The organism is Pseudomonas abyssi (assembly GCF_003444685.1).
Lineage (GTDB): Bacteria > Pseudomonadota > Gammaproteobacteria > Pseudomonadales > Pseudomonadaceae > Halopseudomonas > Halopseudomonas abyssi.
Genome location: NZ_LMAZ01000001.1, coordinates 755,929 through 781,237, shown reverse-complemented (window position 1 = coordinate 781,237; position 25,309 = coordinate 755,929). Strand labels below are relative to the sequence as shown.

The window sequence follows — 25,309 nt, the reverse complement described above, 5'->3', positions numbered from 1 at the left end:
TAAGAGCATGGCGGCCTGCCAAGGCACAAAAAAGCCCCGCAGAGCGGGGCTTTGTTTACGACGAAGCGCTTACTCCACTTCAACCGCCAAGCTTTCGGCAATCTTCTTCTGCCAGATCTGCGGGCCAGTGATATGCGCTGACTCACCGGTGGTGTCTACCGCCACGGTGACCGGCATGTCCTTGACCTCGAACTCGTAGATCGCTTCCATGCCCAGTTCCGGGAAGGCCAGTACCTCGGCTTTCTTGATTGCCTGGGCAACCAGATACGCTGCGCCGCCCACGGCCATCAGATACACCGCCTTGTGATCCTTGATCGCTTCGATCGCGATCGGGCCACGCTCGGACTTGCCGATCATGCCCAGCAGACCGGTCTGCTCGAGGATCTGACGGGTGAACTTGTCCATGCGGGTTGCGGTGGTCGGGCCGGCGGGGCCGACGACTTCGTCACGGACCGGATCAACCGGGCCCACGTAGTAGATAAAGCGCCCTTTCAGATCAACCGGCAGTTGCTCGCCCTTGTTGAGCATATCGACCATGCGTTTGTGCGCAGCGTCGCGGCCGGTCAGCATCTTGCCCGACAGCAGGACGGTTTCACCGCTCTTCCAGCTCAAGACGTCTTCCGGCGTGACGGTGTCGAGATTGACTCGACGTACGCTGGAGCCCACTTCCCAGGTGATTTCCGGGTAGGCGTCCATCGGCGGCGCTTCGAGTACTGCCGGGCCGCTGCCGTCGAGCACAAAGTGCGCGTGACGGGTGGCGGCGCAGTTCGGGATCATGCAGACCGGCAGGCTGGCTGCGTGGGTCGGGTAATCCTTGATCTTGACGTCAAGCACAGTGGTCAGGCCACCCAGGCCCTGAGCGCCGATGCCCAGTGCGTTGACCTTGTCCATGATCTCCAGGCGCAGCTCTTCAACCCGGTTCTGCGGGCCACGGGCACGCAGTTCGTGGATGTCGATGGAGTCCATCAGCGATTCTTTGGCCAGAACCGCAGCCTTCTCGGCGGTGCCGCCGATGCCGATACCGAGCATGCCCGGCGGGCACCAGCCAGCGCCCATGGTCGGGACGGTCTTGATCACCCAGTCAACGATGGAGTCGGAGGGGTTGAGCATGACCATCTTGGACTTGTTCTCGGATCCGCCGCCCTTGGCCGCAACGTCGATCTCGACCTTGTCGCCCGGCACGATCTGATAGTGAATCACTGCCGGCGTGTTGTCCTTGGTGTTGGCACGCTTGCCCGCCGGATCGGCCAGAATGGAGGCGCGCAGCACGTTCTCGGGCAGATTGTAGGCGCGGCGGACGCCTTCGTTGATCATGTCATCGAGGCTCATGGTGGCGCCATCCCAGCGCACGTCCATACCCACGCGGGCAAACACGGTAACGATACCGGTGTCCTGACAGAGCGGGCGATGGCCGGTGGCGCACATGCGCGAGTTGATCAGGATCTGCGCCATGGCGTCACGGGCGGCCTGCGACTCTTCGCGCTGGTAGGCCTCGTGGACAGCCTGAATGAAGTCCACCGGGTGGTAGTAGGAAATGTACTGCAACGCGTCGGCGACGCTCTGGATCAGATCGTCTTGCTTGATAACGGCCATCTCGGACAGCTCCTCTGCATTGTGGCTGCTGGTGGCACAGCGCGCGCCAAACCAGACTCACGGGATGGGGCCGCCGACTCTGCAGGTCAACTGGCCCAAAAAAACGCGCACAAGTATACCTGAGCCGCACGGACTGGACAGCGCCATCTGGCGATTTCGCCGCTATAGGAAGGTCGCCCGGCGACGGGCGTTTCTCACATTTGCCACCTGCGACACGAAAAGCAGTTGCAAAACGGCGCATAATCGATAAATTGACGTCATAATGCCATCATTCGGAGACACATGGAGTGAGTGAGGCGAACGATTCCAAGACAGCCAAGTTTCAGACACTAAGGCTGCAACGTTTCTACCTGGCCCAGGTCAACTACCTGATTACCTACCTGGTGATCAGCGTCGCCTGGGCCGTAGGACACTATCAGGGGTCTGCCTGGCTGATGCTCAGCCATATTCTGCTGGGGGTCGGCACCCAACTGGTGTTCCTGCTGCTGATTCGCAGCGACTGGAACCTGCGCCTCAAAGACCCCAGCATGACCAACGCGCAGATTGTCGTGGCCATGCTGCTGATAACCTACCTGCTGGCCTTTGCCGGGCCGCTACGCGGCACGCTCATCATGATTTACGCCAACATTCTGGTGTTCGGCATCTTCCAGCTGTCGCGACGCGACTTCCATATTCACTCCGGCCTGGCGTTGGTGCTCTTCGGCCTGCTGATCACGCTTGAGCACTACCTCAAACCCGGCGCACGCAGCTTTACCCTGAGCCTGGTCGAGTGGTTTGTGCTGGCCTGTTTTCTGTTCTGTCTGAGTCTTACCGGCAGCTATATACGTGAGCTGCGCGAACGCCTGCAGCAGCGTCACAACACCCTGCAAGCCCATCAGGAAACCCTGCGTGGCATGATGGGCCAGCTACAGAATCTGGCCACCACCGATGCGCTGACCGGGCTGGCCAACCGCCGTCACTTTCTCAATGAAGCCCAACGCCGCATGACCCTGATGCGCCCGAGCCAGCAACTGGGCATCGCGCTGATCGACCTGGATCACTTCAAGCGTATCAACGACCTGTACGGCCATGCGGCGGGTGACGAGGTGCTGCAAGGCTTTGCCACGCTGGCTCGCAACAGCTTGCGCGATGACGACCTGGTAGCCCGGTTTGGCGGCGAAGAGTTTGTCATCCTGCTTGGCAACAGCAACCCTGAGGCGCTGATCAACTGCATGGAGCGGCTGCGCACCGCCTTTGCCGCGCTCAACTTTGACTCTCTGCCAGACGGCGTGCACTGTACCCTGTCGGCAGGCCTTTCCAGCGTCTGCCCGGAGGATGACCTGGAGGTTTGTCTGAACGACGCCGACCAGGCTCTGTATCAGGCCAAGAATGCCGGCCGTAATCGCTGCGAGCTACATCAACCCAGCTATGTTTGAGATACACGTCGCCGGCCGCTGCCTTCACGCACCGGCTGGCAGTAACCTGCTGGACCAGTTGCTCCAGGCGGGGCTGCCGATCAGCTACTCCTGCCGCAGCGGCCACTGCCAGAGCTGCCTTGTGCGTGCCGAGCACCACGCAGTGCCGGACCAGGCCAGGGCTCCCCTGTCGCCCGCATTGCAGGCCGAGGGCTGGCTGCTGGCCTGCCAGTGCCCGGTCCAGCAGGACTTGCACCTCAGGCTGTACGATCCTGCCAAAGACGGCCTTCCTGCGCAGATCGAAGCACTGACAGCATTGGCTGCCGGCGTCCTGCGTCTACGGGTACGCCCAGCCAGAGCGCTGCGCTTTCACCCCGGCCAGCACCTGGTCATCTGGCTACCCTGCGGTACGGCAAGGACCTTTTCCATCGCCAGCCAAACCGACAGCCCGATACTGGAGTTCCATGTGCAGCAACGCGCGGGCAGCCAGTTCTGTGAACGCTTGCTGCAGCTGGGTGTTGGCGCGCCATGTCACCTGGGCAACGCCAGCGGTCACCTTTATTACCAAGCTGACTGGCAGGACCGCCCGCTGCTGCTGCTGGCACGCGGCACCGGCCTGGCACCACTGCAGGCCATCGCCAGGGACGCACTGCACCAGGGTCACCAGGCAGGTATCACGCTCTGGCACTGGCAGCGCGGTGAGGCCTCGTGCTACCTGCAGGAGGAGCTCGACGCCTTGGCGCAGGGCTACCCCAGCGTGCACCTGCAGCTGCGCCAGCAGCACCAGCTGGACGAAGATCTGCGCCGCCTGAAGGCACCCTCCCGTCGTGCATTGGCGCTGGTCTGTGGCGCCAGCGCTTTTGTTGAGCAACTGGGCAAACCGCTGTTTCTGGCTGGCCTGGGCCGTGGCCAGGTGCTGCACGAGGTGTTTGCCAAACGCTGAATGCGACCCTGTTATGCCCCCTCATTCAACAGGCCATGCTTTGCTGCCACACCCTGCCAGACGTGCGAGCATGCCGCTCGAACAACAACAGACACCGGAGACACCGTGAGCGACCATCTGCTGATCGACCGTAGCCAGGGCGTGCTGACCCTGACCCTCAACCGTGCCGACAAGAAAAACGCGCTGACCCGCGAGATGTACGGCGATATGGGCGACGCCATCGCCGCCGCCGAGAACGACGGCAGCATCCGAGCCATCATCATTCAGGGCAGCGCCGACTGCTTCACCAGTGGCAACGATGTCAGTGACTTCATCAAGAACGAGCGCACCGGCACCGACAGCCCGGTCTACCGTTTCCTCAAGGCCGTCTGCCATGCCAGCAAACCGCTGATCGCTGCGGTCAACGGTCCTGCGGTGGGTATCGGTACGACCATGCTGCTGCACTGCGACCTGATTTACGTGGCGCAAAACGCGCGGCTGAAAATGCCTTTCGTCAATCTGGGCCTGTGCCCGGAAGCCGGCTCCAGCTTCCTGCTGCCGCGCCTGCTGGGTCACCCTCGTGCCGCCGAACTGCTGTTGCTGGGCGAGGAGATCAGCGGTACCCGCGCCTGCGACATCGGCCTGGCCAACCAGGCCCTGCCGGCCGGTCAGGCCGTTCTGGATGCGGCGCGCGCTGCAGCCCTGCGCATCGCCGAATTGCCACCAAGCTCAGTCCAACTGACCAAACGGCTGATTCGCAACGGTGTTAGCCGCACGGCAGATGAAGTCATGGAGACCGAGGGCGAGCATTTCGCGCAGTTGCTGAGCGGCGCCGAGGCCAAGGAGGCGCTGACCGCCTTCATGGAGAAACGCAAACCGGTCTTCAACTGAGTCCAGCCACAAACACTAAGACCGGCGCCGCTCGCGAAGATGGGCGGCAGGCGGCGAGCGCCGCCTGCTAGCCCTTAGCGCGGGATACCGAACAGCCACATTACCCAGCGGTTGATCTGCCCCCAGAAGCGAATCTTGAAACGGTGCGAGCGGGGCAGCTCTTTCCACTCAGCCAGGGTCCACAGGTCGCTTTGCTCAAAGTCGTTCTCGAAGCTCTGCGCCACTGCCTCAGCCAGATCACTGTCAAGCGCTTGCTGGTTTGCTTCCAGATTCCAGTGCAGCGTCCAGTGGTCAAAGTTGCACGACCCCAACGATACCCAATCGTCTACCAGCGCTGTTTTCAAGTGGGTAAAGCGCGGCTGATATTCGTAGATCCTGATCCCCGCCTTAAGCAGACGCGTGTAATAACGCTGCCCCGCATAACGCACCGGCGGATGGTCGATGGTCATGCCACATAGCAGCAGCCGCACATCCACCCCGCGGCGAGCAGCCCTGGCCAGCGCCCAGCGAATGCGCCGCGACGGCAGGAAGTAAGGGGTTGCCAGCCAGACCCGCTGTTCTGCCCGCTTGACCGCCGCCAACAACGACGCGACCACCTCCTTCTGCTCACGTGCCCCAATGTAGGCCACCCGTCCCTGACCGCTCTTGGCCTTCGGCAACGGTGGAACCTGGCCACGTCTGACTGCCGCCAGGCCCGGCCGCGCGCGCTCATCAACACGCTGCCATTCGTACTCGAACAAAGACACCCAGTCCTCGACCACCGGACCTTCAATTTCCAGCAACTGCTCATGCCAGGTAGCGGTGCCGGTTTGCGGGTCCGGCTGACAGAACTCGTCAGTGATGCCGGTGCCGCCGACAAAGGCGATACGCCGGTCAATCAGAAACAATTTGCGGTGGTCACGATGAAACAATCGCGAGCCGCTGAGCACACTGGGTGGGTTGTAAAAACGCAGCACCGCGCCAGCCTGCTCCAACTCGCGCCGCTCCGCCGTTTTGAAGCCGTCTGTGCCGACCCCATCGAGCAGACAATAGACCCGCACACCCCGCTCGCGGGCTGCCAGCAGCGCGTCGATCCACTGCCGCGTACTGAGCCCGGAGTCGATGAGATACAACTCGATTTCTATCGATTCGCGTGCCTGCTCAATAGCTTCCAGCAGGCGCGGGAAGAAGCACTCGCCGTCAATCATCAACCTGTACTGGTTGCCTTCCCGCCATGGGTAAACCGCTGCTTGCATACTCCATCCTTAAGGCTGTCTAGCGGCTTCGGCGCAGCAAAAGCCGTCAGACTGGAATGCGGTAGTCCTCCTGCGTCAGCAAATCGAGGCCACACTCCAGCTCGCTGATCCAATCGAGGAAGGCATTGATGGTCTCGGCATCGGCAAAGGGGCTGCCATGCTGGGGCACGATCATCTTCGGCTGCAGCCGACGGACCATATTGGCCCACAGGCGACAGGCCTTGTTGCCGGCCATGTAACGCCGGTGAAAACCTTCCATACTGCTCCTGTGAGCAGCAAAGTCGGTCACCGGTTCCGCATCATCAACCATGGATGCGCCCATATCGCCGGAAAACAGGATACCGCTGACCGGATCATAGAAGTGCAGATTGCCTACCGAGTGCAGAAAATGCGCCGGCAATACCTTGATCCGGGTCTGCCCGAGCGGGATATCCATACCGCGGTCCGGTACCGCAATCATGCGGTCAGTGGTGCTCAGGCCAGTGTGTTTGGTCAGAAAACCAGCACTCAGATGCGGCAGAAAACGCGCCCAGAGCTTGGAGCACACCACCCGGCAGCCGGTATGCAGGAACCACTTGTCGAGCGAGGCAATGATGTCCGGGTCCTGGTGTGACGCGAACACGTAGGTCAGCTCACGCAGCGGAATGTGCCGACTGACCGCCATCGACAACGGCGTATACGTCAGGTCACCGCCCGGATCGAGCAGCGCGTGCTGGTCATGGTCAATGATCAGAAACTGGTTTGACTGCACACCATCACCGGTGACCAGTTGGTCAAAGCAGAGCACCTTGTGCACGCCATTATCAAACAACACTCTGGGTGAATTCGCCATTGCTACTACCTCGACGCAGGAAATAGCCGCTTTATACCTGCCTCGGCGCCCGAGCCCACTGACATGCATCAACGAAGCAGACGTCACATTTTCGTCACGGCAGATTCACGTACCTGACACCGCAACGCCATAGGCTCAGCCTGAACAACAGCAGCTGATGCCCAGATGGAGGTGTCCATGACCCAAGCAGCTTTCGCCCTTGAAGAATCCGGCAACCGTCACCTGACCGTAGAACTGGCGAGCGACGCCGCCACACTTCAAGCCGCACAGGCCTTGCGCTTTCAGGTATTCGGACAGGAGTGCGGCGCCCAGTTGCACAGCGCCGACGAAGGACTGGATCAGGACCACTATGACCTGCACTGCGAACACCTGATCGTGCGCGATCAGCGCAGCGGTCAGGTCGTCGCCACTACCCGCATCCTCGACAGCAGCCGCGCCGGCGCTGCCGGTGGCTTCTACAGCGAAAGCGAGTTCCAGCTGGTCGGTCTTGCCGATCTGCGTGGCGACATCATGGAAATCGGCCGTACCTGCGTACACGCAGACTACCGTAACGGCGCTACCATTTCGGTGCTGTGGTCAGGCCTGGCGCAATTGATGAACGAGCGTCAATACGGCTACCTGATGGGCTGTGCCAGCATCGACATGAATGACGGCGGCATACAGGCTCACGCCATCATGCAGCGCCTGCGCGGACGCTACCTGAGCCGCGACTATCTGAACGCGATCCCGCGCCTGCCGCTGCCCGACCGCACACTACCGGACAACGTCACCGCGCAGTTGCCACCGCTGCTCAAGGCGTACATGCGCCTGGGTGCCAAGGTGTGCGGCGAGCCCTGCTGGGACCCGGAGTTCAACTGCGCCGACGTCTTCATTCTGCTGCGCCGCGAACAACTGTGCCCCCGCTACGCCCGCCACTTCAAGGCCAGCTGAAAATGGCCGATCGTCTGGTCAGCATGCCTCGGCGGCTAGTGCGCCTGATCGCCGTCATCAGCTGGATCAGTTGCGGGCTATTGCTGGTCTGCTGGGTTCAACTCATGCAGCGATTGCGCCCAGCCCGGGTTGATCGGCAACGCCAAAAGCTGACGCGCTGGTGGATGCGCAATCTGATTCGCATCCTGCCGCTGCGGGTTCGCGTGACCGGCGCACCACCCGCGCGCACCGCCCTGTGGGTCAGCAATCACGTGTCCTGGCTGGACATCGTGGTGCTGGGCGCGCAGGCCCCGGTACACTTCCTGTCCAAAGCCGAGGTGCGCGACTGGCCCGTCATCGGCTGGCTTGCCGGCGCCGCCGGGACCTGCTTCATTCAGCGCGGCCAGGGCACCTCCAGCACCGTGCAGGATCAGTTGACCGAGGTCCTGGCAGCAGACCGCAGTCTGGTGATTTTTGCCGAGGGCACGACCACCGCCGGCGATAAGGTGCGCACCTTTCACGGCCGCCTGCTGGCCGCCGCGATTGAGGCGCAGGTGCCCGCCCAGCCCATCGCCGTTGCTTACCGCCATGCTGGGCAGCGCGATACCTTCGCGCCGTTCATTGACGATGACGAGTTTTCTCGGCATCTCTGGCGCCTGCTGAGTTCGCGGGATATCGATGTGGAGATTCACTTCCTGCCGGTGCTCGACAGCACCACGATGAATCGCAACCAGCTGGCGCGTAGCGCGCATCAGTCAGTGGCTCAGGCGCTGGGCCTCGATGGCGGTAAATCGGCCAGCGAAGCAGCCGAGGTCAAGGCCGCAGCCTGATCCTCGGCAAAGCGCTGAAGCTCGGGCATAAAGGCCAGAAAATCGGCCTCAAACCCCGGATAAGCCGCTTCCAGTTCGGCAACCCCACCCGGCAGCGCCGTCTCGCGGCGAAAGCGGCGCGCCATGTTGTCGACCGCCCGGTGCAGATGCCTCAGCTCAGCGTAGCTACCCAGCCAGTCCTGCTCGCTCATATAGCTCACTACCGTCCAGGCCCGCTCAGGCATCAACGCCCGCTGGGCGCGCAATTGACGGTAGACATCCTGGCTGAACTCATCGAGCTGACGATCGGTGAAGCGTGCCCAGTGCCGCGCCAGCAAATGATCGTAAAACATGTCGACCAGAATCCCGGCGAAGCGTCTGCGCTCGCCGCTGATCCGCGCCTTGCTCTGCAGCACCAGCGGATGAGCATCGGTGTAGCTGTCGATGCGTCGATGCAGCCAGACGCCCTCGCGCACCGCTTCGGGCAGGTCCAACTGGTGGACCGGCCCTTTGACGAAATCCCCCAGCATGCTGCCCAGCGCCTGCTCGGCCGAGGCCGAGCCAAGCAGCAGATGCGCGAGGAAGTTCATCAGTTACCCTCGACCCGACTGTGCAGCGCACTCAGCTGGCTCTGCAAGGTACTCAGGCTGCGATTGGTCTGCAGGCGGAAGCTGTCGATGGCATCCAGCGCCTGATCAGTTGCTGCCAGGCGCTGGTCTAGCTCGCTGCGCAGGACCAGCAGGGCCTGATCGACCTCAGCCGACTGATCCTGATTCTGCAGCGCGCTCAATGCCCGCTGCTGCTCCTCCAGGCGCTCGCCCTGCTGCCCCAGCTGCAACTCCAGTGCAGCCAGCCCCGCCAGCTCGCCACGCACCTGCTCCAGTCCCTGCTCGGCCTCCCCCATCTGCGTCTGCAGGGCAGCCAGCTGCTCTGCCCGTGTCTCGGCCTCGGCCAACTGCTGCTCGCTGCTCTCACGCAGCACCTGCAGCGCCTGCTGCTGAGCGACAAGCTGCTCGCCGCGACGCTCGCTGCGCTGATCCAGTTGCTCAAGCGTTTGCTGCTGCTCCGCCTGGCGCTTGGTCAGCGCCGCCAGCTGCTCCTGCAGGCGCTTTATCTCGGCTTCACGGGCCTGCTCGGCTGCGCCAAAGCTGTCCTGGCTAGCCGAGACCTGACCCGTGATGTCCTGAATCCGGCCGGACGCCTCCTCACTGATCCTGGCGAAGCTGTTCTGGGTCGATACCAGCTGCTGGCGCAGTGCGTTCTGCTGCTGATAGGTCCAGTAACCCAGCCCCAGCAGGGCCAGACTCAAGGCCGCACACAGCGCCCACAAAGCACCGCTACCCGCACCGGCACTACGCACCGGCGGCTCCGCCCGCAGGTTGTTGATCGGCGTGCGCGGCCGGCTGCTGGCAGCGTCAGCCGATGACTGCTCGCGCGTTGCACTCAAGCTCGGCAGTTCGCCCAATTCTGGCTCTTTCATTGCTCTACCCTACCCACGTGAACAAACTCAAACCCTTGCGCCAGAGCGGTGCAAGCCTGCACCAGCAGGCTGCACGCCAATCGACTGACGCCACTTCAGTGACCCCGCAAGGCCCCATTCTCCAAGCAGTACCGCGTATTGGTACACATTCTGCTTACCGAGACCTCACTTGGCTATAACACCTTCTCATTGCCAATGACCTACGGGGGGTATGAACATGATCGCAGAGGCACAGTTCAACCGCGCCACACTCGATTGCATGACCGCGCTGCGCCGTCAGCTCAAGCGCTCGCTCGGCGTCACCGTCCGCCTGGGTGATCCGGATGCCGTCGAACACATGATTGACCTCAGCCGCGACAGCCAGCTGCAAGAAATACGCGAGCTGGGGACACGTCTGGCGGACCTGGTGCAGACGCCCGGCCCGGTCGCCCAGCCGTCACCGCTGGCGCAGGGTGCAATCGCCTCGCGGCAGTTCTCGCACCGTCAGGAGAACATCGCCCGCCTGGAAGCAGACACCGATCAGGGCACCCCCCCGACCGGCAGCGTGCGCATCTATCGCGGCCAGGTGATTCGCACCTGAGGCGCTGCCGCTGGCTATTCGGCGCTGGCGCAACTCCGCCGGCGCCATTACCCTGAATGCTCCCAAGGCTTGAGGAGCATGTGCATGTCGCAATGGATGATCTACGGTGCCAACGGCTATACCGGCACACTGTTGGCCCAGGCAGCGGCCGCACGCGGCCTGAAGCCGGTACTGGCCGGGCGCAATGCGCGCGCCATCACCCGGCTCGGCGAGTCACTGGGCCTGCCGCACAAGAGCTTTGATCTCCACGACCCGCAAGCCCTGCAGCACATTCTGGCGGACCATAAGGTCGTTCTCAACTGTGCCGGTCCCTTCTCCGCCACCAGCCAGCCGCTGATTGACGCCTGCCTGGCGAGCGGCTGCCACTATCTGGATATCACCGGGGAAATCGACGCCTTTGTCGCAGCCCAGGCCAGACAGCCCGACGCCGAACAGGCCAATATCGTGATCTGCCCCGGCGTCGGTTTTGATGTCATCCCCACCGATTGCATTGCCGCCAGACTGAAACAGGAACTGCCCGACGCCGACCGGTTGGCCCTGGGGTTCGACTCGCGTAGCGCCCTGTCTCCCGGTACTGCCAAAACCTCGGTAGAGGGCCTGAAATATGGTGGTCGCATTCGCAAGGATGACCGTATTGTCAGCGTCCCGCTGGCCTACCAAAGCCGTGAGATTGACTTCGGCAACGGCACCAAACACGCGGTCACCATCCCCTGGGGCGATATCGCCACGGCCTGGTTTTCTACCGGCATCGACCATATTGAAGTCTTCCTGCCGATGGCCCCCAGCGCCGCGACTCGTCTGCGGCGGCTTGACCGTATACGCCCCCTGCTGGGCCTGGCGCCGGTGCAAGCGCTACTCAAATACCTGGTCGGACGGCGCATCATCGGCCCAGACTCGCAGCAACGCGAATCGGCCCGCAGCTATGTCTGGGGTGAGGCGCAAAATCGCGCCGGCCGCAAGGTGGTGGCCCGCATCGAGACCGCCAACGGCTACGACGTCACCGTCGAGGGCGCCCTGATGGCTGTCAATTTCCTGCTGGAACAGGAGCCCGCACCCGGCTACTACACGCCATCGCGCTTGCTCGGCACCGATTGTATCGAGAAGCTGCCGGGGTCCGGCAGCATGCAGATCGAGTAACTCACGCGGGCGCCAGCAGGCCTGGCACCACGCGCACCAGCTCGTCGGTCAGACCGGCGAGCAACTGTCCGCCGCTGCGCCAATAGTGCCAGTACAGCGGTACCTGCAACGCCTGACCCGGCAGCAGTTGCAGCAACCGTCCGCTCTGCAGCTCGTCGGTTACCTGTAGCGCCGGCACCATACCCCAGCCAACACCGGCCTCCAGCATGCGCACAAAACCCTCGGACGAGGGACACAAGTGGTAGTCGAACTCCCCTGTCACCCCAAGTTGCTGGACGAAGCGGTGTTGCAGGCGATCGTCAGGACCAAACACGACTGCCGGAATCCGCGCCACATCGGCTGCCATCACCCCCTGCGGAAAATGCCGCTGCACAAACGCCGGACTGGCCACCGCCAGATAGGGCATCTGACCGAGGAGCAGGCTACGCGCACCAGCCACCGGCTGCTCTGCCGCGCACAGGCAGGCCGCGACCTCGCCGCTGCGCATCCGCCGCAACCCCACGTCCTGATCCTCGACCTGAAGATCCAGCAGCACCCGCTCTCGCTCGCACCAGGCTGAGACAGCCGCTGCCCACCAGGTCGCCAGGCTGTCAGCGTTCAGCGCCACCCTCAGGCGCGTGCGGCCGGCGGCGTCCGCCATCTGTGGCAGATCCGCTTGCAAGTCCCTCTCCAGCAGCCGCACCTGCTGTACATGATTCAGCAAGCGCTGCCCGGCGGCCGTCGCTTGCGGCGGCGCGCTGCGCACCAACACCGCGGTGCCCAGACGCGCCTCGAGCAGCTTGATACGCTGGGACACCGCTGACTGGGAAAGCCCCAAGGCCGCCGCTGCGCGCTCAAAACCGGCGTGCTCAACCACCGCCGCCAAAGCAGCCAGCAGCTTATAATCGACCATATCAATTCTCCTAATGCAGCATGATTATTATTTGTTTTCCTAATCATCCTGTCCAGCGCACACTCGCGTCATCGCAATGGAGAGAGTCGTCATGCCCAGCTTGTTTTACAGTTATTTCCACGGTCTGATTGCCGCCGCAGGGCTGATCATGGCTATCGGTGCGCAAAACGCCTTTGTACTGGCCCAGGGGTTGCGCCGCGAGCATCACATCAGCGTTGCGCTCATCTGCATGGGGTGTGATGGGGTGCTGATCATGGCCGGCACCTTCGGTCTGGCCGCACTGCTCCAGGCTCATCCGCTGGCGATGGAAATCACGCGCTGGGCGGGCGTCGCCTTTCTTCTGCTGTACGCCTCGCAGGCACTCTGGCGGGCATTGTCACCGCGCGGACTGGAAGCCATGCGCGCACCAGCTCGCTCGCGCCGTGCGGTGCTGTTGACCACCCTGGCGGTGACCCTGCTGAACCCGCACGTCTATCTGGACACGATGGTGCTGATCGGCAGCCTCGCCGCGCAGCACTCCCTGCCACTGGTGTTCGCACTGGGCGCCGCCAGCGCATCCATCCTCTGGTTCACCCTGCTGGCCGTCGGGTCGGCTCGCCTGGCGCCGGTATTGCAGCGTCCGCTGACCTGGCGCCTGATCGATCTGCTGGTCGCCGGCATGATGCTCACCGTCGCCTGGTCTCTGGCCCAACCCGCGCTGCAGACCCTTTGAGGCCTCTATAACCACACTGAAGGTGCGTGGATAGGCACGCTTTCAGGTGCTATGATCGGGTCTTCCCGATCTCAAGACGGGCAGCGCCCAGAGCGCAACCGCATACGGTTGCCCACAAGAGGCGTAGCAGATTGGCCGCGCCGCCGCGTGCGCGCGGCAACCCAGTCAGCATCCGTGCCCGGGCACACCCACCCGCACCGGTGCAGACCCTGATACCTGACGATGGAGATAGATCATGGCTTTTGAACTACCCGCACTTCCCTACGAGAAGAACGCACTGGAGCCGCACATCTCGGCAGAGACCCTGGAATACCATTACGGCAAGCACCACAACACCTATGTGGTCAACCTGAACAACATGGTTCCGGGCACCGAGTACGAAGGCAAGAGCCTGGAAGAGATCATCAAGACCTCCAGCGGTGGCGTTTTCAACAACGCAGCGCAAATCTGGAACCACACTTTCTACTGGAACTGCCTGAGCCCGAACGGCGGCGGCGAGCCGACTGGCGAGCTGGCTGATGCCATCAACAAGGCTTTCGGTTCCTTCGCCGCATTCAAAGAAGAGTTCAGCAAAGTCTCCATCGGCACCTTCGGTTCCGGTTGGGGTTGGCTGGTCAAAAAGGCCGACGGCTCCCTGGCACTGGCCAGCACCATCGGCGCCGGCTGCCCGCTGACCAGCGGTGACACGCCGCTGCTGACCTGCGACGTCTGGGAACACGCCTACTACATCGACTACCGCAATGCGCGTCCGAAGTACGTAGAAGCGTTCTGGAATCTGGTCAACTGGGACTTCGTAGCGAAAAACTTCGCTGCCTGATCCAGCCTGCTTTACCAGGAACACCCCGCCTCGGCGGGGTGTTTTTGTTTTGGCCGAAAAAATGATTGCACTTTGACGCCAACTTAATGTTTCCTGTCATGGCTGCCCTAGGGTCTGTTGCCGTTTTGGTTCACCCGCCTGTTGCAGCAGATATTGCGCAGCAGGTCGCAAACCCTGCATGATTGCTCAAGCGCGCCCATTCTCAGGACAGGAATAAGAAGACCTTGAAGCTCGAGCGCAGACACAGCCTTTCAGTCAAACTGTTACGCCTGGTGCTGTTATGGGCACTGCTGGTCGGCGTTGTACTGAGCCTCGGTCAGATCAGCTTCGATCTGCGCAAGGAACGCCAGCTGATCGACAGCACCGCAGAGCAGATCCTGGCGATGTCCGAAGACCCGGCCACCCAGGCCGTCTACAGCCTGGACCGGGAGATGGCGCTGCAAGTCATTGGCGGCCTGTTCGAGCACCCCGCAGTACGCTTTGCCTCCATTGGTCACCCCGACGAAACCCAACTGGCCAGCCGCGAGCGCCCCCTCGCCTCTACGCCCCTGCGCAGCGTCACCGACTGGCTGTTTGGCGTGGAGCAACACTACAGCGTTGGCCTGTTTGGCCGTGAACCCTACAACGAATACTACGGTGACCTGCGCATCGTGCTGGACACCGCGCCCTACGGGCAGGACTTTCTGCAGGACTCGCTGATCATTCTGATCTCGGGTGTGCTGCGGGCACTGGCCATGGCCCTGGCGCTCTATCTGCTCTACCACCTGCTGTTGACCAAACCCCTGGCAGCGGTGATCGAGCGCATCAGCAATATCAACCCGGACCACCCGGGCAAGATGCATATTCCAATGCTGCCCGGGCAGGAGAAGAATGAGCTTGGCCTATGGATCAACAAGGCCAACGAGTTACTGGAATCCATCGAACGCAACAGCAGCCGGCGGCGCGAGGCAGAGGCAAACCTGTTGCACATGTCCCAGCACGACCATCTGACCGGCCTGCCCAACCGCAGCATGCTGCAGGAACAGCTCTCGCGCATTCTTGCCGACGCCGGACGCCGTCAGCGCGGTGTTGCGGTATTGTGCTGCGGTCTGGATGACTTCAAGGAAATCAACGAACAGTTCAGCTATCAGTCCGGCGACAGCCTGCTGGTCACGCTGGCAGACCGTCTGCGCGCCAACAGCGGCCGGCTGGGCAGCCTGGCACGTCTGGGCGGCGACCAGTTCGCCCTGGTCCAGACCGGCGTCAGCGAACCATACGAAGCCGCCGAGCTGGCCCAGACCATTCTGGATGACCTGAGCCGCCCATTCGAAATCGGCGAGCATTCAGTCAGCCTGCGCGCAACCATCGGCATCACCCTGTTTCCTGACGACGGCGACGATGCCGAGAAACTGCTGCAAAAAGCCGAGCAAACCATGATGCTGGCCAAGGCACGCTCGCGGAACCGCTACCAGTTCTATATCGCCAGCCTGGACAGCGAGATGCGCGTACGCCGGGAGCTGGACAAGGAGCTGCGCGGCGCGCTGGAGCGCAATGAGTTTCATCTGGTATACCAACCCCAGGTGTCATTCGAGGATCACAGCGTCGTTGGCGTTGAAGCCCTGCTGCGCTGGCACCACCCCGAACGCGGGCTGGTGCCGCCCGATCTGTTCATTCCGCTGGCCGAACAAAATGGCGTCATCATCAGCATCGGTGAGTGGGTGCTGGACCAGGCTTGCCACCAGTTGCGCCAGTGGCACGATGCAGGTCTGACCGAGCTGCGCATGGCCGTCAACCTGTCTACCGTACAGCTCCACCATAGTGAGCTGTCGCGCATGGTGACCAACCTGATTCAGCGCTACAAGCTGCCCGCCCGCTGCCTGGAAATGGAAGTAACCGAAACCGGCCTGATGGAAGACATCGCGGCGGCAGCCGGGCACCTGAACAGCCTGAAGAAAGCCGGGGTGCAGATTGCCATTGACGACTTCGGCACCGGCTACTCGTCGCTCAGCTACCTGCGCGGCCTACCCCTGGACAAGATCAAGATCGACCGCAGCTTCGTGCAGGACGTGCTGGTGGACGAAGACGATGCGACCATCGTCCGCGCCATCATCCAGCTCGGGCGCAGCCTCAACATGCAGGTCATTGCCGAAGGGGTCGAGTCGGCCGAACAGGAAGCCTACATCACCGCGCTGGGCTGTAACGAGGGCCAGGGCTACTACTACAGCCGGCCACTGTCGGCCTCGGCCTTCGATGACTGGATTCGCAGCTACAACAGCTCACGACAGCAGCAGGCAACGCACTGATCAGCGAACCGGCTAAGCGATTACGCCAGCCAGAACCAGCACGCCAGCGGCGCCATAACGCCGAATCCCAACATGCACCAGATGGACCCGCGCTTGAGCCGGCGACTCAGGTCCTCTTCATGGTGATCCGACAGAATAAAGGGCAAGCCGCGTCGAGCCGGCTTCGACAGCACATGCACCACAGGCTGGCGGCCTTCGACGCGGGCCAGACGCGCTGCCTCGCGATCCGCAGCGGCACGCACCTGCTGCCACTCCTGCATATCGATTTGCCCATCTGCATTGCGATCAAAGCGGGCCAGCAGGTCATCGTAATCGGCCTTCCAGTCACTGATCACCTGGCGGGCGATACCCTGCTGATCAATCTCCTCACGGCCACCGCCGCGACTCTCAAACCAGCCCAGCGCGTAAAGCAGCTCACCCTCGGAGAACCACTCCTCGGTGTAGCGGTAGCGGCTGCCAATCAAGCTGGCTAGCAGCCCGGTACGCACAGTGCTTCCCATCGGCCAACGCTGACTGCCCTCCCAGCGTCGGCGCTGGCGGGGGTGCACCTCGGCTCCCTTGGGGCTAATCCAGCAGCTGCCGGTATCATCGCGCAACAAAAAGGGCCGCTCCGACTGGCCCTTCTCTACCGTGCGCCACTCACTATTCTTGCCGGAGCGCCGGTACTCTTCCACGGTAAAGCGGTACCAGAGGCAGTCCACCTCGCCGAGCGGCGAGATCAACGGCTGATGCCCGCCAGCATCCAATTTGCCCTGCAGCTCAACCAGCCCCTGGGCAGCGGAGCGAATACGTGAGGTGGGGGTATCATCGAGCCAGCGCGCACGCCGCCAGCTGCGAAACATCGCCGCCAGCAGCATCAGTGCAGCGAGGGTAGCAAGGCCACTGAAAATGTAATAAGCCGGCGTCGACAGCAGCATTACGCCGTGAACATCAATCACGAAAACAGCGCCCGCACATCCACGTCTGCCTTTTCTTCATCGGAGAACTGCAGCAACTCGGCCGATTTGAAGCCGAACAGGCGTGCCAGCAACACCTCCGGAAACTGTTCAATGCGCACGTTGTTGATATTCACAGCGGCGTTATACAGCTCGCGCCGGTCGGCGATGCCGTTCTCCAGTCCGCTGATGCGCTCATGCAGATGCTGAAACGACTCGTTGGCCTTGAGCTCGGGGTAGTTCTCGGCCAGCGCAAACAGCTGCCCCAAGCCAGCGCGCAGAACACTCTCTGCTCGCCCGACCCCCTTGACGTCCTCATCTGCGCGCGCCGAGGCCACGGCGCTGCGGGCAGCGATCACGCGCTCAAGGGTCTGGCTTTCATGCTGCATATAGCGGCGACAGGCCTCAACCAGCTTGGGTAGTTCGTCGTGACGCTGTCGCAGCAACACGTCGATATTGGACCAGGCCTGACTCACTGCGTGCTTAACACTGACCAGCTGGTTGTACAGCATGATCGCGTACAGCAGGACCACACCCAACACCACCAGCACAATGACTGTCGTCAGTTCCATCAACCCATCTCCTTTGCATGAACGAGACCCGCAAGCGCACCTTGGCGGCGTAAGGCACAGCGCACACTATAAATGAAGTGTTGATCAATACCATACAACCACACCGACCGATTGCCGCCGAACCTCGGGCGCGGGCGCTGTGGCATGGTCAAGCCAGAACCGCCGGGCGGCGGCTCCTGATACGTTACTGAAACAGCGACTCGCCGCTCAGGCCGTGCTGCTCCAGAATATCGCGCAAACGCTTGAGTGCTTCGACCTGGATTTGCCGAACCCGCTCACGGGTCAGACCAATCTCGCGGCCAACCTCTTCCAGCGTACTGCTCTCGTGGCCGCGCAAACCAAAGCGGCGGGTCACCACTTCACACTGCTTGTCGGTCAGCTCGCCCAACCACTGATCGATGCTGGCGTTAAGGTCGTCATCCTGGAGCAGGTCACAGGGGTCGCCACCTTGCTCATCGGTTAGCGTGTCGAGCAACGTCTTGTCCGAATCCGGGCCAAGCGACATGTCGACGGACGCCACGCGCTCGTTCAGGCCCAGCATGCGCTTGACGTCTTCGACAGGCTTGTCGAGCAGGTGGGCGATTTCTTCCGGGGAGGGTTCGTGATCGAGCTTTTGCGTCAGCTCCCGCGCGGCGCGCAGATAGACGTTCAGCTCCTTCACTACATGAATCGGCAATCGAATGGTGCGCGTCTGATTCATGATCGCCCGTTCGATGGTCTGGCGAATCCACCAGGTGGCGTAGGTCGAGAAGCGGAATCCGCGCTCCGGATCAAATTTCTCAACCGCGCGAATCAGGCCCAAATTGCCTTCCTCGATCAGATCGAGCAAGGTCAACCCGCGATTGACATAGCGCCGGGCAATCTTGACCACCAGCCGCAGATTGCTCTCGATCATCCGCTTGCGACCAGCCGGATCGCCCTTCTGCGCCAGACGCGCAAAGTGCACCTCTTCTTCCGGTGTAAGCAGCGGCGAAAAACCGATTTCGTTGAGGTAGAGCTGGGTCGCATCCAGCTCTTTGGTAAATTCGAAGGCGTTCTCCCTGCGGTGATTCCGCGGGGTAGCGCGCTGGGGACGTTCGACAGATACGGGCATACCTTGCACCTCCTCATCTTCCATGATGTTTCGCTGTGACGACGTGGTACCTGCTGACGGGCCTTTAAGCGGCCGCTTCTTGTTTTCAACTGCCATATACGCGCCCCAAGTCAGTAAAACGCGGTATCTCAACAGCCGCAGCAAACAACGTGAACCCGCTGCGCGACTGCAATGAACTACCCATCCGGCTGCCTTTTCAGCAGACTGCCTGCCAAAAATGACAGTCAGATGTCAGACCTGACTACACCCTAGGGTCTGTTGACCTTTCGTTCGCCCGCCTTACAGGTGCAGCCTCGGCGGCCCCACCCGCAGGGCCGGGACCATTTTTCGGCCATGCTACGTTGTCGGTCGCTTATGTAGATCAACTACACTGCGCTTCCTCCGCCTTGCCTGGCCAAAAAAATTGGCCTCCGGCAGGTGGGCGAACGAAACGTTAACAGACCCTAACATCAAGTTCGCGGCAAATAGGTTAACGGATCGACAGGTTGCCCCTTGCGTCTAATCTCGAAGTGCAACTTGACCCGATCGGTGCCGCTACTGCCCATTTCGGCGATCACCTGGCCAACCTTGACCTGATCGCCCTCCTTCACCAGCAACCGGCTGTTGTGTGCATAGGCACTCAGGAAGGTTTCATCGTGCTTGATGATGATCATGTCACCATAGCCAATCAGGCCCCGACCTGCATACACCACTGCGCCATCAGCCGCTGCCTTGACAGGCTCACCCAATTGCCCGGCAATATCAATCCCTTTATTCAAACTGCCGTTTGACTGAAAGCGCGCCAGCAGTGTGCCGCGCGCGGGCCAGCTCCAGCCCGCGGCACTGACCGGTCCAGGTGCGATAACCGGAGCCGTTGCCGGGGTGCTGCTGGTACTGGCGGAGCTGGTCGGGGCGCGCGTGGCAGGGGCCGTCTGCGCAGTGCTGGTGTTGCTGCGGGCCGGGGTGGAGGTCACGGCTGGCGCGCTGGTCACCGGGGCAGGACGCGAGGTTGGGGTGGTCGCCGGCGTCGTGGCGACGCGAGTCGGCGCAGCGGCGCCTCTGGCCAGACTAATCCGCTGACCGGGATAAATAGTGTAGGGCGCGCGCAGGTTGTTGTTGCTGGCCAGTTCTTTCCAGTCCCAGCCATAACGGAAGGCAATCTGATACAGGGTTTCACCGCGCTGCACCGTGTGCGCCCCGGTTGTAACCGACTGAGCGCGTTGACCACCGCGACCGCGCTCATCAATAGGCACGGTACCGGACGGACCGGCACAGGCGGTCAGTATCACCGCCAGACACACAGCTGTAAGACCCTTGGCCTGTGCAGCAGGCCAACGCCCTTCTTGTACACACCGCCCCATTCCAGGCTGGCTCCCGTTCAGTATCACCTGCAGGGTTCGCTACGGCGCGCCCTCAGGCAGCCGATCGCCGTCCCCACCACTCCAATAACAACACTAATACCACGCCGAGCACCATCAACGCCAACCCGGCCTGCCACAGTGACGCCTCCCCAGTAAGCTGGCTGTAGTGTTGCGGCAGCAGATTCGCCTCGGTCAAGGGTACCTGTTCACCATGGCTGTTAGTGCGCCAGGTCAGGGTCTGCTTCCAGGGCCACACCTTGTTCAGCGAGCCCACCAGCAAACCGGTGAGAAACGCCAGCGTCACGTTGCGCGCATGGGACAGCAGCCAGGACAGCAAGCGGGAAAAGCTCAGCAGGCCAACAACGCAGCCCAGCGCAAACAAGCCAAGCAGGCCCAGATCAGCCGTTTTCACCGCGTGCAGCACGCCGCTATACAGCCCCAGCAGCAGCAAAATGAAGCTGCCGGAAATGCCCGGCAGGATCATCGCGCAGATGGCGATGCAACCACCCAGGAAGACGTTCAACGGCGTCACGCTCAGCGCCAGCGGTGAGGCAACGGTAATCACGTAGGCAAACAGCGCACCGGCAACCGCCGCCAGCAAGGTCCAGGCGTTCCAGCGGCTGATCTCCCGCCCGACCAGATACACCGACACCAGGATCAGCCCGAAAAAGAACGACCAGAGCAGTACTCCGTGGTGCTCGAGCAGGTAGGTGATCAGCCGTGCCAGGGAGGCAATGCTGCACAGGATTCCCGCCAGCAGCGTCGCCAGAAACGCGCCGTCCACCGCCCTCCATGTCTCGGCGATGCGCCCGCGCAACAACCAGATCAGCTTGTCCGGCGTGCACGCGGCGATCGCCGCAAGCAGGCGATCGTAAATGCCGGAGATAAAGGCAATGGTGCCGCCGGATACGCCGGGCACCACATCGGCTGCGCCCATGGCAACGCCGCGCAGAAAGATCAACAGGTATTCCTTCACGAAAGGTCCTTGCAGGAAAAAATCAGGAGTGAATGGCGCCGGCCAGCAGCGGCACAAACCGCACCGGCTCAACCTGCTGATGGATAAACTCGTCACCCTGGCGCACGACCAGCATCAAGTGCTGCTGGTGCTCGCCAACCGGAATCACCAGGCGTCCGCCATCGGCCAATTGACCAAGCAGCTCCGGCGGGATCTCCGCGGGCGCGGCAGTCACCAGGATGGCGTCGTAGGGTCCGTACTGGGGCCAGCCCCAGTTACCGTCGGCATGGCGAAACACCACGTTACGAATATTAATGTCGCGCAGCACGCCCTTGGCCCGTTCCTGCAGGGGATAGATGCGCTCGACACTGAACACGCGCTCAACCACCTGGGCGAGGATCGCGGTCTGATAGCCCGAGCCGGTCCCCACTTCCATGACCTTGTCGAGCGGCCCGCCGCCCAGCAGCAACTCGGTCATGCGAGCCACGATGTAGGGCTGGGACAGCGTCTGGTTATGGCCAATCGGCAGCGCCGTATCTTCGTAGGCCCGGTGGGCCAGCGCTTCATCGACAAACAGGTGGCGGGGGGTTCGACGGATCGCTTCAAGCACATGCAGGTTGCGGATGCCCTCCTCGAACAGGCGCTCAAGCAACCGCTCGCGCGTGCGCTGAGAGGTCATGCCGATGCCGGCGCGATAAAGGTCGTCGTGTGCCATTCTCAAACCAGTCCGTCCAGCCAGTTTTCCAAGTGGTCGAATACCTCGTAGAGGGTCTTGTCCACGCGCAGCGGCGTGACCGACACAAAGCCCTGCATGATGGCGTGAAAGTCGGTCCCTTCGCCGCCATCCTCGGCATCGCCGGCCACCGAGATCCAGTAACCTTCCTTGCCACGCGGATCGACCCATTTCACCGGCCTGGCTGCGCGCGCGCGATGACCCAGACGGGTCAGGCGCACACCCTTGATGTGCTCGAGCGGCAGGTTCGGTACGTTGACGTTAAGCACCGTACGCGGCGGCAGATCGAGTTTATCGTGGGCCTCCACCATCTGACGCGCGAAGTGCGCAGCGGTCGGCAGGTTGTCGGCCTGACGGCCGGTCAGCGAGAACGCCATCGCCGGGCGCGACAGAAAACGCCCTTCCAGCGCGGCAGCGACAGTGCCGGAATACAGCACGTCGTCACCCAGGTTGGCACCCAGGTTGATACCCGACACCACCATGTCGACGCTGTCCTCAAACAGCGCATTGAGCCCAAGGTGAACACAATCGGTCGGCGTGCCGTTGACCCCGATATAGCCGTTTTCCAGCGTAAATGGGCGCAGCGGCCGGTCCAAACTCAGGGCGCTGCTCGCACCGCTGCGGTCTTCCGCGGGGGCAACCACCACGCAGTCGGCATAATCGGCCAGCGCGCCGTGCAGGGCCTTGATGCCCGGCGCCAGCACACCATCATCGTTGGCAATCAGAATTCGCATCAGTTTTCCGTTTCCAGCCCGCCACCGGGGGCACTGGAGAGCTCCAGCAGCTCATGCAGCAACGCCGTAGCGAAGCAGCCGGTAGGCAGGGTAAATTCCAGTTCGAGACAATCAGATGACGGATAATGCCACGTAAGCCCCTGAATGGGGAGGCGTAAAATCCGCCTCGCCTGATCCAGCCCCGCCCCTTCCAACCAGCCGGCAAGCTGCGGCTCGGCGGCGGCGATTTGCTGTTCCAACTGGGCTGTTTCCGCACTGCTGGCCAACCTCCCCGCTCCCCAGAGCGATGCGGTTGGATGCAGATCCAGCGCCGCCGGACGCGGGTCATCGGTGGCCAGTTCGCTGGCCGGGAAATGACTGCGACTATCGGTAAAGGCCAAACAATCACCGGACAGAATGCGGTTCCAGGTGCCATCCGCCACCCGCGCCGCGAGCATCCGATTGAACAGCAGACTGCGGGCGGTTGAGAGCAAGCGTGAACGCGTCCCGCGTGCCGGCGGATAACCGCCCTGCCCGGCCCAGCGGCGAGCATCGTGCAGATTGCTGCCGTCGCGGCCGAAGCGCTGCGGGCCGAAATAGTTGGGTACACCCTGAGCGGCGATAATCTGCAGCCGCTCATCCAGCTGCGATTGATCGGCAACCAGGTCAGTGAGGCGAATAAAGAACCCGTTAGCACTGTGAGCGCCGCGCTGAAGCTTGCGCTGATGACGGATCTGCTGCAGGCAGTGCAACTGGTCACTCCAGAGCGCACTCAAATCCGGATCAGCACGCCCCGGTAGCTGCAAACTGAACCACTGGCGAGTCACCGCCTGACGGTCCTTCAGGCCTGCGTAGCTGACGTTGCGCAGCGAAATACCGGCCGCGCGGGCCAGCTGCCTGGCCACCTCTTCGGTGTTAAGACCGCGCTTCTCCAGCAACAGCCAGAGATGCTCACCGGCACCACTGAGAGCGATATCCAGCACTTCGGTGACGCGAAAGTCCTCAGACGTTGCCTTCAGCGTTGCCCGGCCGCAGCTTTCACCCCAGGCACGCGGCCCCAGCAGCGTCTCAGACATCGGCCAGCAACAGGGCCACCGCGTGTACGGCTACCCCTTCCTCGCGACCGGTGAAGCCGAGCTTTTCAGTGGTGGTTGCCTTGACGTTGACCTGATCCAACGCGACGCCCAGGTCTGCGGCGACCTGCTCGCGCATCAACGGAATATGCGGCGCCATCTTCGGCCGCTGGGCAACGATGGTGGCGTCCACATTGCCTACCTTCCAGCCCCGCTCACGCAGCAGGCTCATGACATGACGCAGCAGCACGCGGCTGTCGGCGCCTTTGAACTCGGGGTCGGTGTCGGGAAAGTGTTGTCCAATATCACCCAGTGCCGCCGCGCCAAGCAGTGCGTCGGCCAGCGCATGTAGCAGCACGTCGCCATCGGAATGGGCTACCAGTCCACGGTTGTGGGCAATCTGTACGCCGCCCAGAGTGATGAAATCGCCATCGCCAAAGCGATGAACGTCGTAGCCGTGACCAATACGCATGTGGAGTCTCCCGTCAGTCGATGGCGGCGATTCTACCGCCTCGACATGACAGGGAACAGGCTACAAACCCAGCGCCGCCGCATGATGACGAAGGTGGTCATCGATAAAGCTGGCGATAAAGTAGTAGCTGTGGTCGTAGCCGGGCTGACGACGCAGCGTCAGCGGATGGCCTGCGGCCGCCGCAGCCGCTTCCAGCGCCTCGGGCTTGAGCTGCTCAATCAGGAAGTCATCGGATTCGCCCTGATCGACCAGCAGCGGCAGGCGTTCGGTTGCCCCCGCCAGCAGTTCGCAGGCATCCCACGCTTTCCAGGCCGCGCTATCATTGCCCAGATACTGCCCCAGCGCCTTGTGTCCCCAAGGACAATCGCTCGGGTTGGTGATCGGCGCAAAGGCCGAGACCGAGCGGTAACGACCAGGATTCTTCAGCGCACAGATCAGCGCGCCGTGGCCGCCCATCGAGTGACCGCTGATCGAACGCTGATCCGATACCGGGAAGTGCTCCTCGATCAGCCCCGGCAGCTCCTGCACCACGTAGTCGTACATGCGGTAGTGCTGCGCCCACGGCTGCTCGGTGGCGTTGACGTAAAAGCCCGCGCCCAGACCGAAGTCATAGGCACCCTCAGCGTCATCCGGCACGCCTTCGCCACGCGGGCTGGTGTCCGGCGCAACAATGACCATACCCAGCTCGGCCGCCAGGCGCTGCGCACCGGCCTTCTGCATGAAGTTTTCATCCGTACAGGTCAGGCCCGACAGCCAGTACAGCACGGGCAGCGGCTTGCCCTGATCCGCCTGTGGCGGCAGGTAGATGCCAAACACCATATCGCAGTGCAGCACCTGGGAGCGATGGCGATAGCGCTTCATCCAGCCGCCAAAGCTCTTGTTGGCGCTGACCAGTTCAATGTCGTTCATAGAAATCTCCGGTTTCAGCTGCAAGCTGC

Annotated in this window: 26 protein-coding genes; 10 read left to right on the top strand and 16 right to left on the bottom strand. The window is 62.3% G+C overall.

The features are described from left to right. Positions 1-69: 69 nt before the first annotated feature. Positions 70-1,593, bottom strand: coding sequence for a fumarate hydratase (locus ASB58_RS03665; protein ID WP_118129369.1), 1,524 nt, complete (start codon positions 1,591-1,593; stop codon positions 70-72). A gap of 287 nt (positions 1,594-1,880) precedes the next feature. On the opposite strand from ASB58_RS03665, the gene ASB58_RS03660 reads away from it, so the two are divergent. From ASB58_RS03660 to ASB58_RS03650, 3 genes are all read left to right on the top strand, one after another. Continuing rightward, entirely contained in the window at positions 1,881-3,008 is a 1,128-nt protein-coding gene (locus tag ASB58_RS03660) for a GGDEF domain-containing protein (RefSeq protein ID WP_118129368.1), read from the top strand. Further along, positions 3,001-3,930, top strand: a complete 930-nt coding sequence (locus ASB58_RS03655; RefSeq protein ID WP_181977855.1) for a 2Fe-2S iron-sulfur cluster-binding protein — start codon at positions 3,001-3,003, stop codon at positions 3,928-3,930. The genes ASB58_RS03660 and ASB58_RS03655 overlap by 8 nt, the downstream gene beginning before the upstream one ends. Before the next feature lie 105 nt (positions 3,931-4,035). Next, positions 4,036-4,800 carry an enoyl-CoA hydratase gene (locus ASB58_RS03650; protein WP_118129366.1) on the top strand — a complete coding sequence of 255 codons (765 nt, stop codon included), beginning with the start codon at positions 4,036-4,038 and terminating at the stop codon, positions 4,798-4,800. Between the two features lie 74 nt (positions 4,801-4,874). Here the strand turns inward: ASB58_RS03650 and ASB58_RS03645 are convergent, their stop codons facing one another. Continuing rightward, positions 4,875-6,035, bottom strand: a complete 1,161-nt coding sequence (locus ASB58_RS03645; RefSeq protein ID WP_096003616.1) for a phospholipase D-like domain-containing protein — start codon at positions 6,033-6,035, stop codon at positions 4,875-4,877. Positions 6,036-6,081: 46 nt separating this feature from the next. Continuing rightward, positions 6,082-6,867 (bottom strand): oxygen-binding di-iron domain-containing protein, encoded by a 786-nt coding sequence (locus ASB58_RS03640; RefSeq protein WP_096003615.1) that lies wholly within the window; start codon positions 6,865-6,867, stop codon positions 6,082-6,084. Positions 6,868-7,044: 177 nt separating this feature from the next. Between ASB58_RS03640 and ASB58_RS03635 the strand changes: the two genes are divergently transcribed. Together ASB58_RS03635 and ASB58_RS03630 are read left to right on the top strand one after the other, a co-directional pair. Continuing rightward, positions 7,045-7,797, top strand: coding sequence for a GNAT family N-acetyltransferase (locus ASB58_RS03635; protein ID WP_096003614.1), 753 nt, complete (start codon positions 7,045-7,047; stop codon positions 7,795-7,797). Positions 7,798-7,799: 2 nt separating this feature from the next. Further along, complete coding sequence (locus ASB58_RS03630) at positions 7,800-8,606, top strand: lysophospholipid acyltransferase family protein (RefSeq protein ID WP_235827197.1); 807 nt, start codon at positions 7,800-7,802, stop codon at positions 8,604-8,606. Here the strand turns inward: ASB58_RS03630 and ASB58_RS03625 are convergent. After that, on the bottom strand, positions 8,540-9,175 hold the full coding sequence (locus tag ASB58_RS03625) for an acyl carrier protein phosphodiesterase (RefSeq protein WP_118129365.1): 636 nt from the start codon (positions 9,173-9,175) through the stop codon (positions 8,540-8,542). The genes ASB58_RS03630 and ASB58_RS03625 overlap by 67 nt on opposite strands. Beyond that, positions 9,175-10,065 carry a coiled-coil domain-containing protein gene (locus ASB58_RS03620; protein ID WP_147336788.1) on the bottom strand — a complete coding sequence of 297 codons (891 nt, stop codon included), beginning with the start codon at positions 10,063-10,065 and terminating at the stop codon, positions 9,175-9,177. Before ASB58_RS03620 ends, ASB58_RS03625 begins: the two co-directional genes overlap by 1 nt. 211 nt (positions 10,066-10,276) lie before the next feature. Here ASB58_RS03620 and ASB58_RS03615 point away from each other — a divergent pair, with 211 nt between their 5' ends. Further along, positions 10,277-10,645 carry a hypothetical protein gene (locus ASB58_RS03615; RefSeq protein WP_118129363.1) on the top strand — a complete coding sequence of 123 codons (369 nt, stop codon included), beginning with the start codon at positions 10,277-10,279 and terminating at the stop codon, positions 10,643-10,645. Positions 10,646-10,723: 78 nt separating this feature from the next. Continuing rightward, positions 10,724-11,782 (top strand): saccharopine dehydrogenase family protein, encoded by a 1,059-nt coding sequence (locus tag ASB58_RS03610; protein WP_118129362.1) that lies wholly within the window; start codon positions 10,724-10,726, stop codon positions 11,780-11,782. A 1-nt stretch (position 11,783) separates the two neighbouring features. On the opposite strand, the gene ASB58_RS03605 is transcribed toward ASB58_RS03610, so the two are convergent. After that, positions 11,784-12,674: a LysR family transcriptional regulator ArgP gene (locus tag ASB58_RS03605; RefSeq protein WP_118129361.1), complete on the bottom strand. Its 891-nt coding sequence runs from the start codon at positions 12,672-12,674 to the stop codon at positions 11,784-11,786. 100 nt (positions 12,675-12,774) lie between these two features. Here ASB58_RS03605 and ASB58_RS03600 point away from each other — a divergent pair, with 100 nt between their 5' ends. From ASB58_RS03600 to ASB58_RS03590, 3 genes are all read left to right on the top strand, one after another. Beyond that, positions 12,775-13,386, top strand: coding sequence for a LysE/ArgO family amino acid transporter (locus ASB58_RS03600; protein WP_118129986.1), 612 nt, complete (start codon positions 12,775-12,777; stop codon positions 13,384-13,386). Between the two features lie 235 nt (positions 13,387-13,621). Further along, the gene (gene sodB, locus ASB58_RS03595) at positions 13,622-14,203 is read left to right on the top strand and encodes a superoxide dismutase [Fe] (RefSeq protein ID WP_118129360.1); all 582 of its coding nucleotides are present in this window, start codon (positions 13,622-13,624) and stop codon (positions 14,201-14,203) included. A 224-nt stretch (positions 14,204-14,427) separates the two neighbouring features. After that, entirely contained in the window at positions 14,428-16,485 is a 2,058-nt protein-coding gene (locus tag ASB58_RS03590; protein ID WP_118129359.1) for a putative bifunctional diguanylate cyclase/phosphodiesterase, read from the top strand. 20 nt (positions 16,486-16,505) lie between these two features. Here ASB58_RS03590 and ASB58_RS03585 read toward each other — a convergent pair whose 3' ends face one another. The 10 genes from ASB58_RS03585 to fghA all read right to left on the bottom strand — a co-directional run bounded on the left by ASB58_RS03585 (position 16,506) and on the right by fghA (position 25,280). Beyond that, complete coding sequence (locus ASB58_RS03585) at positions 16,506-17,423, bottom strand: GIDE domain-containing protein (RefSeq protein ID WP_118129358.1); 918 nt, start codon at positions 17,421-17,423, stop codon at positions 16,506-16,508. Then, positions 17,420-17,992: a LemA family protein gene (locus ASB58_RS03580; protein WP_096003607.1), complete on the bottom strand. Its 573-nt coding sequence runs from the start codon at positions 17,990-17,992 to the stop codon at positions 17,420-17,422. Before ASB58_RS03580 ends, ASB58_RS03585 begins: the two co-directional genes overlap by 4 nt. 184 nt (positions 17,993-18,176) lie before the next feature. Next, positions 18,177-19,085, bottom strand: coding sequence for an RNA polymerase sigma factor RpoS (gene rpoS / locus ASB58_RS03575; RefSeq protein ID WP_407920653.1), 909 nt, complete (start codon positions 19,083-19,085; stop codon positions 18,177-18,179). 449 nt (positions 19,086-19,534) lie between these two features. Beyond that, positions 19,535-20,425, bottom strand: coding sequence for a peptidoglycan DD-metalloendopeptidase family protein (locus tag ASB58_RS03570; RefSeq protein WP_118129356.1), 891 nt, complete (start codon positions 20,423-20,425; stop codon positions 19,535-19,537). Positions 20,426-20,477: 52 nt separating this feature from the next. Next, positions 20,478-21,401, bottom strand: a complete 924-nt coding sequence (locus ASB58_RS03565) for a polyprenyl-phosphate transporter (protein WP_096003604.1) — start codon at positions 21,399-21,401, stop codon at positions 20,478-20,480. 22 nt (positions 21,402-21,423) lie between these two features. Next, entirely contained in the window at positions 21,424-22,095 is a 672-nt protein-coding gene (locus tag ASB58_RS03560) for a protein-L-isoaspartate(D-aspartate) O-methyltransferase (protein WP_096003603.1), read from the bottom strand. 2 nt (positions 22,096-22,097) lie between these two features. Further along, a complete protein-coding gene (gene surE / locus ASB58_RS03555) occupies positions 22,098-22,847 on the bottom strand; it encodes a 5'/3'-nucleotidase SurE (protein ID WP_118129355.1) in 750 nt (249 codons plus the stop codon). Further along, complete coding sequence (gene truD / locus ASB58_RS03550; protein ID WP_118129354.1) at positions 22,847-23,902, bottom strand: tRNA pseudouridine(13) synthase TruD; 1,056 nt, start codon at positions 23,900-23,902, stop codon at positions 22,847-22,849. Before truD ends, surE begins: the two co-directional genes overlap by 1 nt. Next, a complete protein-coding gene (gene ispF / locus ASB58_RS03545) occupies positions 23,895-24,371 on the bottom strand; it encodes a 2-C-methyl-D-erythritol 2,4-cyclodiphosphate synthase (RefSeq protein WP_118129353.1) in 477 nt (158 codons plus the stop codon). Before ispF ends, truD begins: the two co-directional genes overlap by 8 nt. 60 nt (positions 24,372-24,431) lie before the next feature. Continuing rightward, positions 24,432-25,280, bottom strand: a complete 849-nt coding sequence (fghA, locus tag ASB58_RS03540) for an S-formylglutathione hydrolase (protein WP_118129352.1) — start codon at positions 25,278-25,280, stop codon at positions 24,432-24,434. Between the last annotated feature and the right edge of the window lie 29 nt (positions 25,281-25,309).

Coding starts and splice junctions, on each gene's coding strand:
- ASB58_RS03580 (WP_096003607.1), bottom strand. CDS start 17,992: ATGGAACTGACGACAGTCATTGTGCTGGTGGTGTTGGGTGTGGTCCTG.
- surE (WP_118129355.1), bottom strand. CDS start 22,847: ATGCGAATTCTGATTGCCAACGATGATGGTGTGCTGGCGCCGGGCATC.
- ASB58_RS03630 (WP_235827197.1), top strand. CDS start 7,800: ATGGCCGATCGTCTGGTCAGCATGCCTCGGCGGCTAGTGCGCCTGATC.
- ASB58_RS03655 (WP_181977855.1), top strand. CDS start 3,001: ATGTTTGAGATACACGTCGCCGGCCGCTGCCTTCACGCACCGGCTGGC.
- ASB58_RS03610 (WP_118129362.1), top strand. CDS start 10,724: ATGTGCATGTCGCAATGGATGATCTACGGTGCCAACGGCTATACCGGC.
- ispF (WP_118129353.1), bottom strand. CDS start 24,371: ATGCGTATTGGTCACGGCTACGACGTTCATCGCTTTGGCGATGGCGAT.
- ASB58_RS03615 (WP_118129363.1), top strand. CDS start 10,277: ATGAACATGATCGCAGAGGCACAGTTCAACCGCGCCACACTCGATTGC.
- ASB58_RS03620 (WP_147336788.1), bottom strand. CDS start 10,065: ATGAAAGAGCCAGAATTGGGCGAACTGCCGAGCTTGAGTGCAACGCGC.
- sodB (WP_118129360.1), top strand. CDS start 13,622: ATGGCTTTTGAACTACCCGCACTTCCCTACGAGAAGAACGCACTGGAG.
- ASB58_RS03665 (WP_118129369.1), bottom strand. CDS start 1,593: ATGGCCGTTATCAAGCAAGACGATCTGATCCAGAGCGTCGCCGACGCG.
- truD (WP_118129354.1), bottom strand. CDS start 23,902: ATGTCTGAGACGCTGCTGGGGCCGCGTGCCTGGGGTGAAAGCTGCGGC.
- ASB58_RS03640 (WP_096003615.1), bottom strand. CDS start 6,867: ATGGCGAATTCACCCAGAGTGTTGTTTGATAATGGCGTGCACAAGGTG.
- ASB58_RS03645 (WP_096003616.1), bottom strand. CDS start 6,035: ATGCAAGCAGCGGTTTACCCATGGCGGGAAGGCAACCAGTACAGGTTG.
- fghA (WP_118129352.1), bottom strand. CDS start 25,280: ATGAACGACATTGAACTGGTCAGCGCCAACAAGAGCTTTGGCGGCTGG.
- ASB58_RS03625 (WP_118129365.1), bottom strand. CDS start 9,175: ATGAACTTCCTCGCGCATCTGCTGCTTGGCTCGGCCTCGGCCGAGCAG.
- ASB58_RS03635 (WP_096003614.1), top strand. CDS start 7,045: ATGACCCAAGCAGCTTTCGCCCTTGAAGAATCCGGCAACCGTCACCTG.
- ASB58_RS03560 (WP_096003603.1), bottom strand. CDS start 22,095: ATGGCACACGACGACCTTTATCGCGCCGGCATCGGCATGACCTCTCAG.
- ASB58_RS03570 (WP_118129356.1), bottom strand. CDS start 20,425: ATGGGGCGGTGTGTACAAGAAGGGCGTTGGCCTGCTGCACAGGCCAAG.
- rpoS (WP_407920653.1), bottom strand. CDS start 19,085: ATGCCCGTATCTGTCGAACGTCCCCAGCGCGCTACCCCGCGGAATCAC.
- ASB58_RS03605 (WP_118129361.1), bottom strand. CDS start 12,674: ATGGTCGATTATAAGCTGCTGGCTGCTTTGGCGGCGGTGGTTGAGCAC.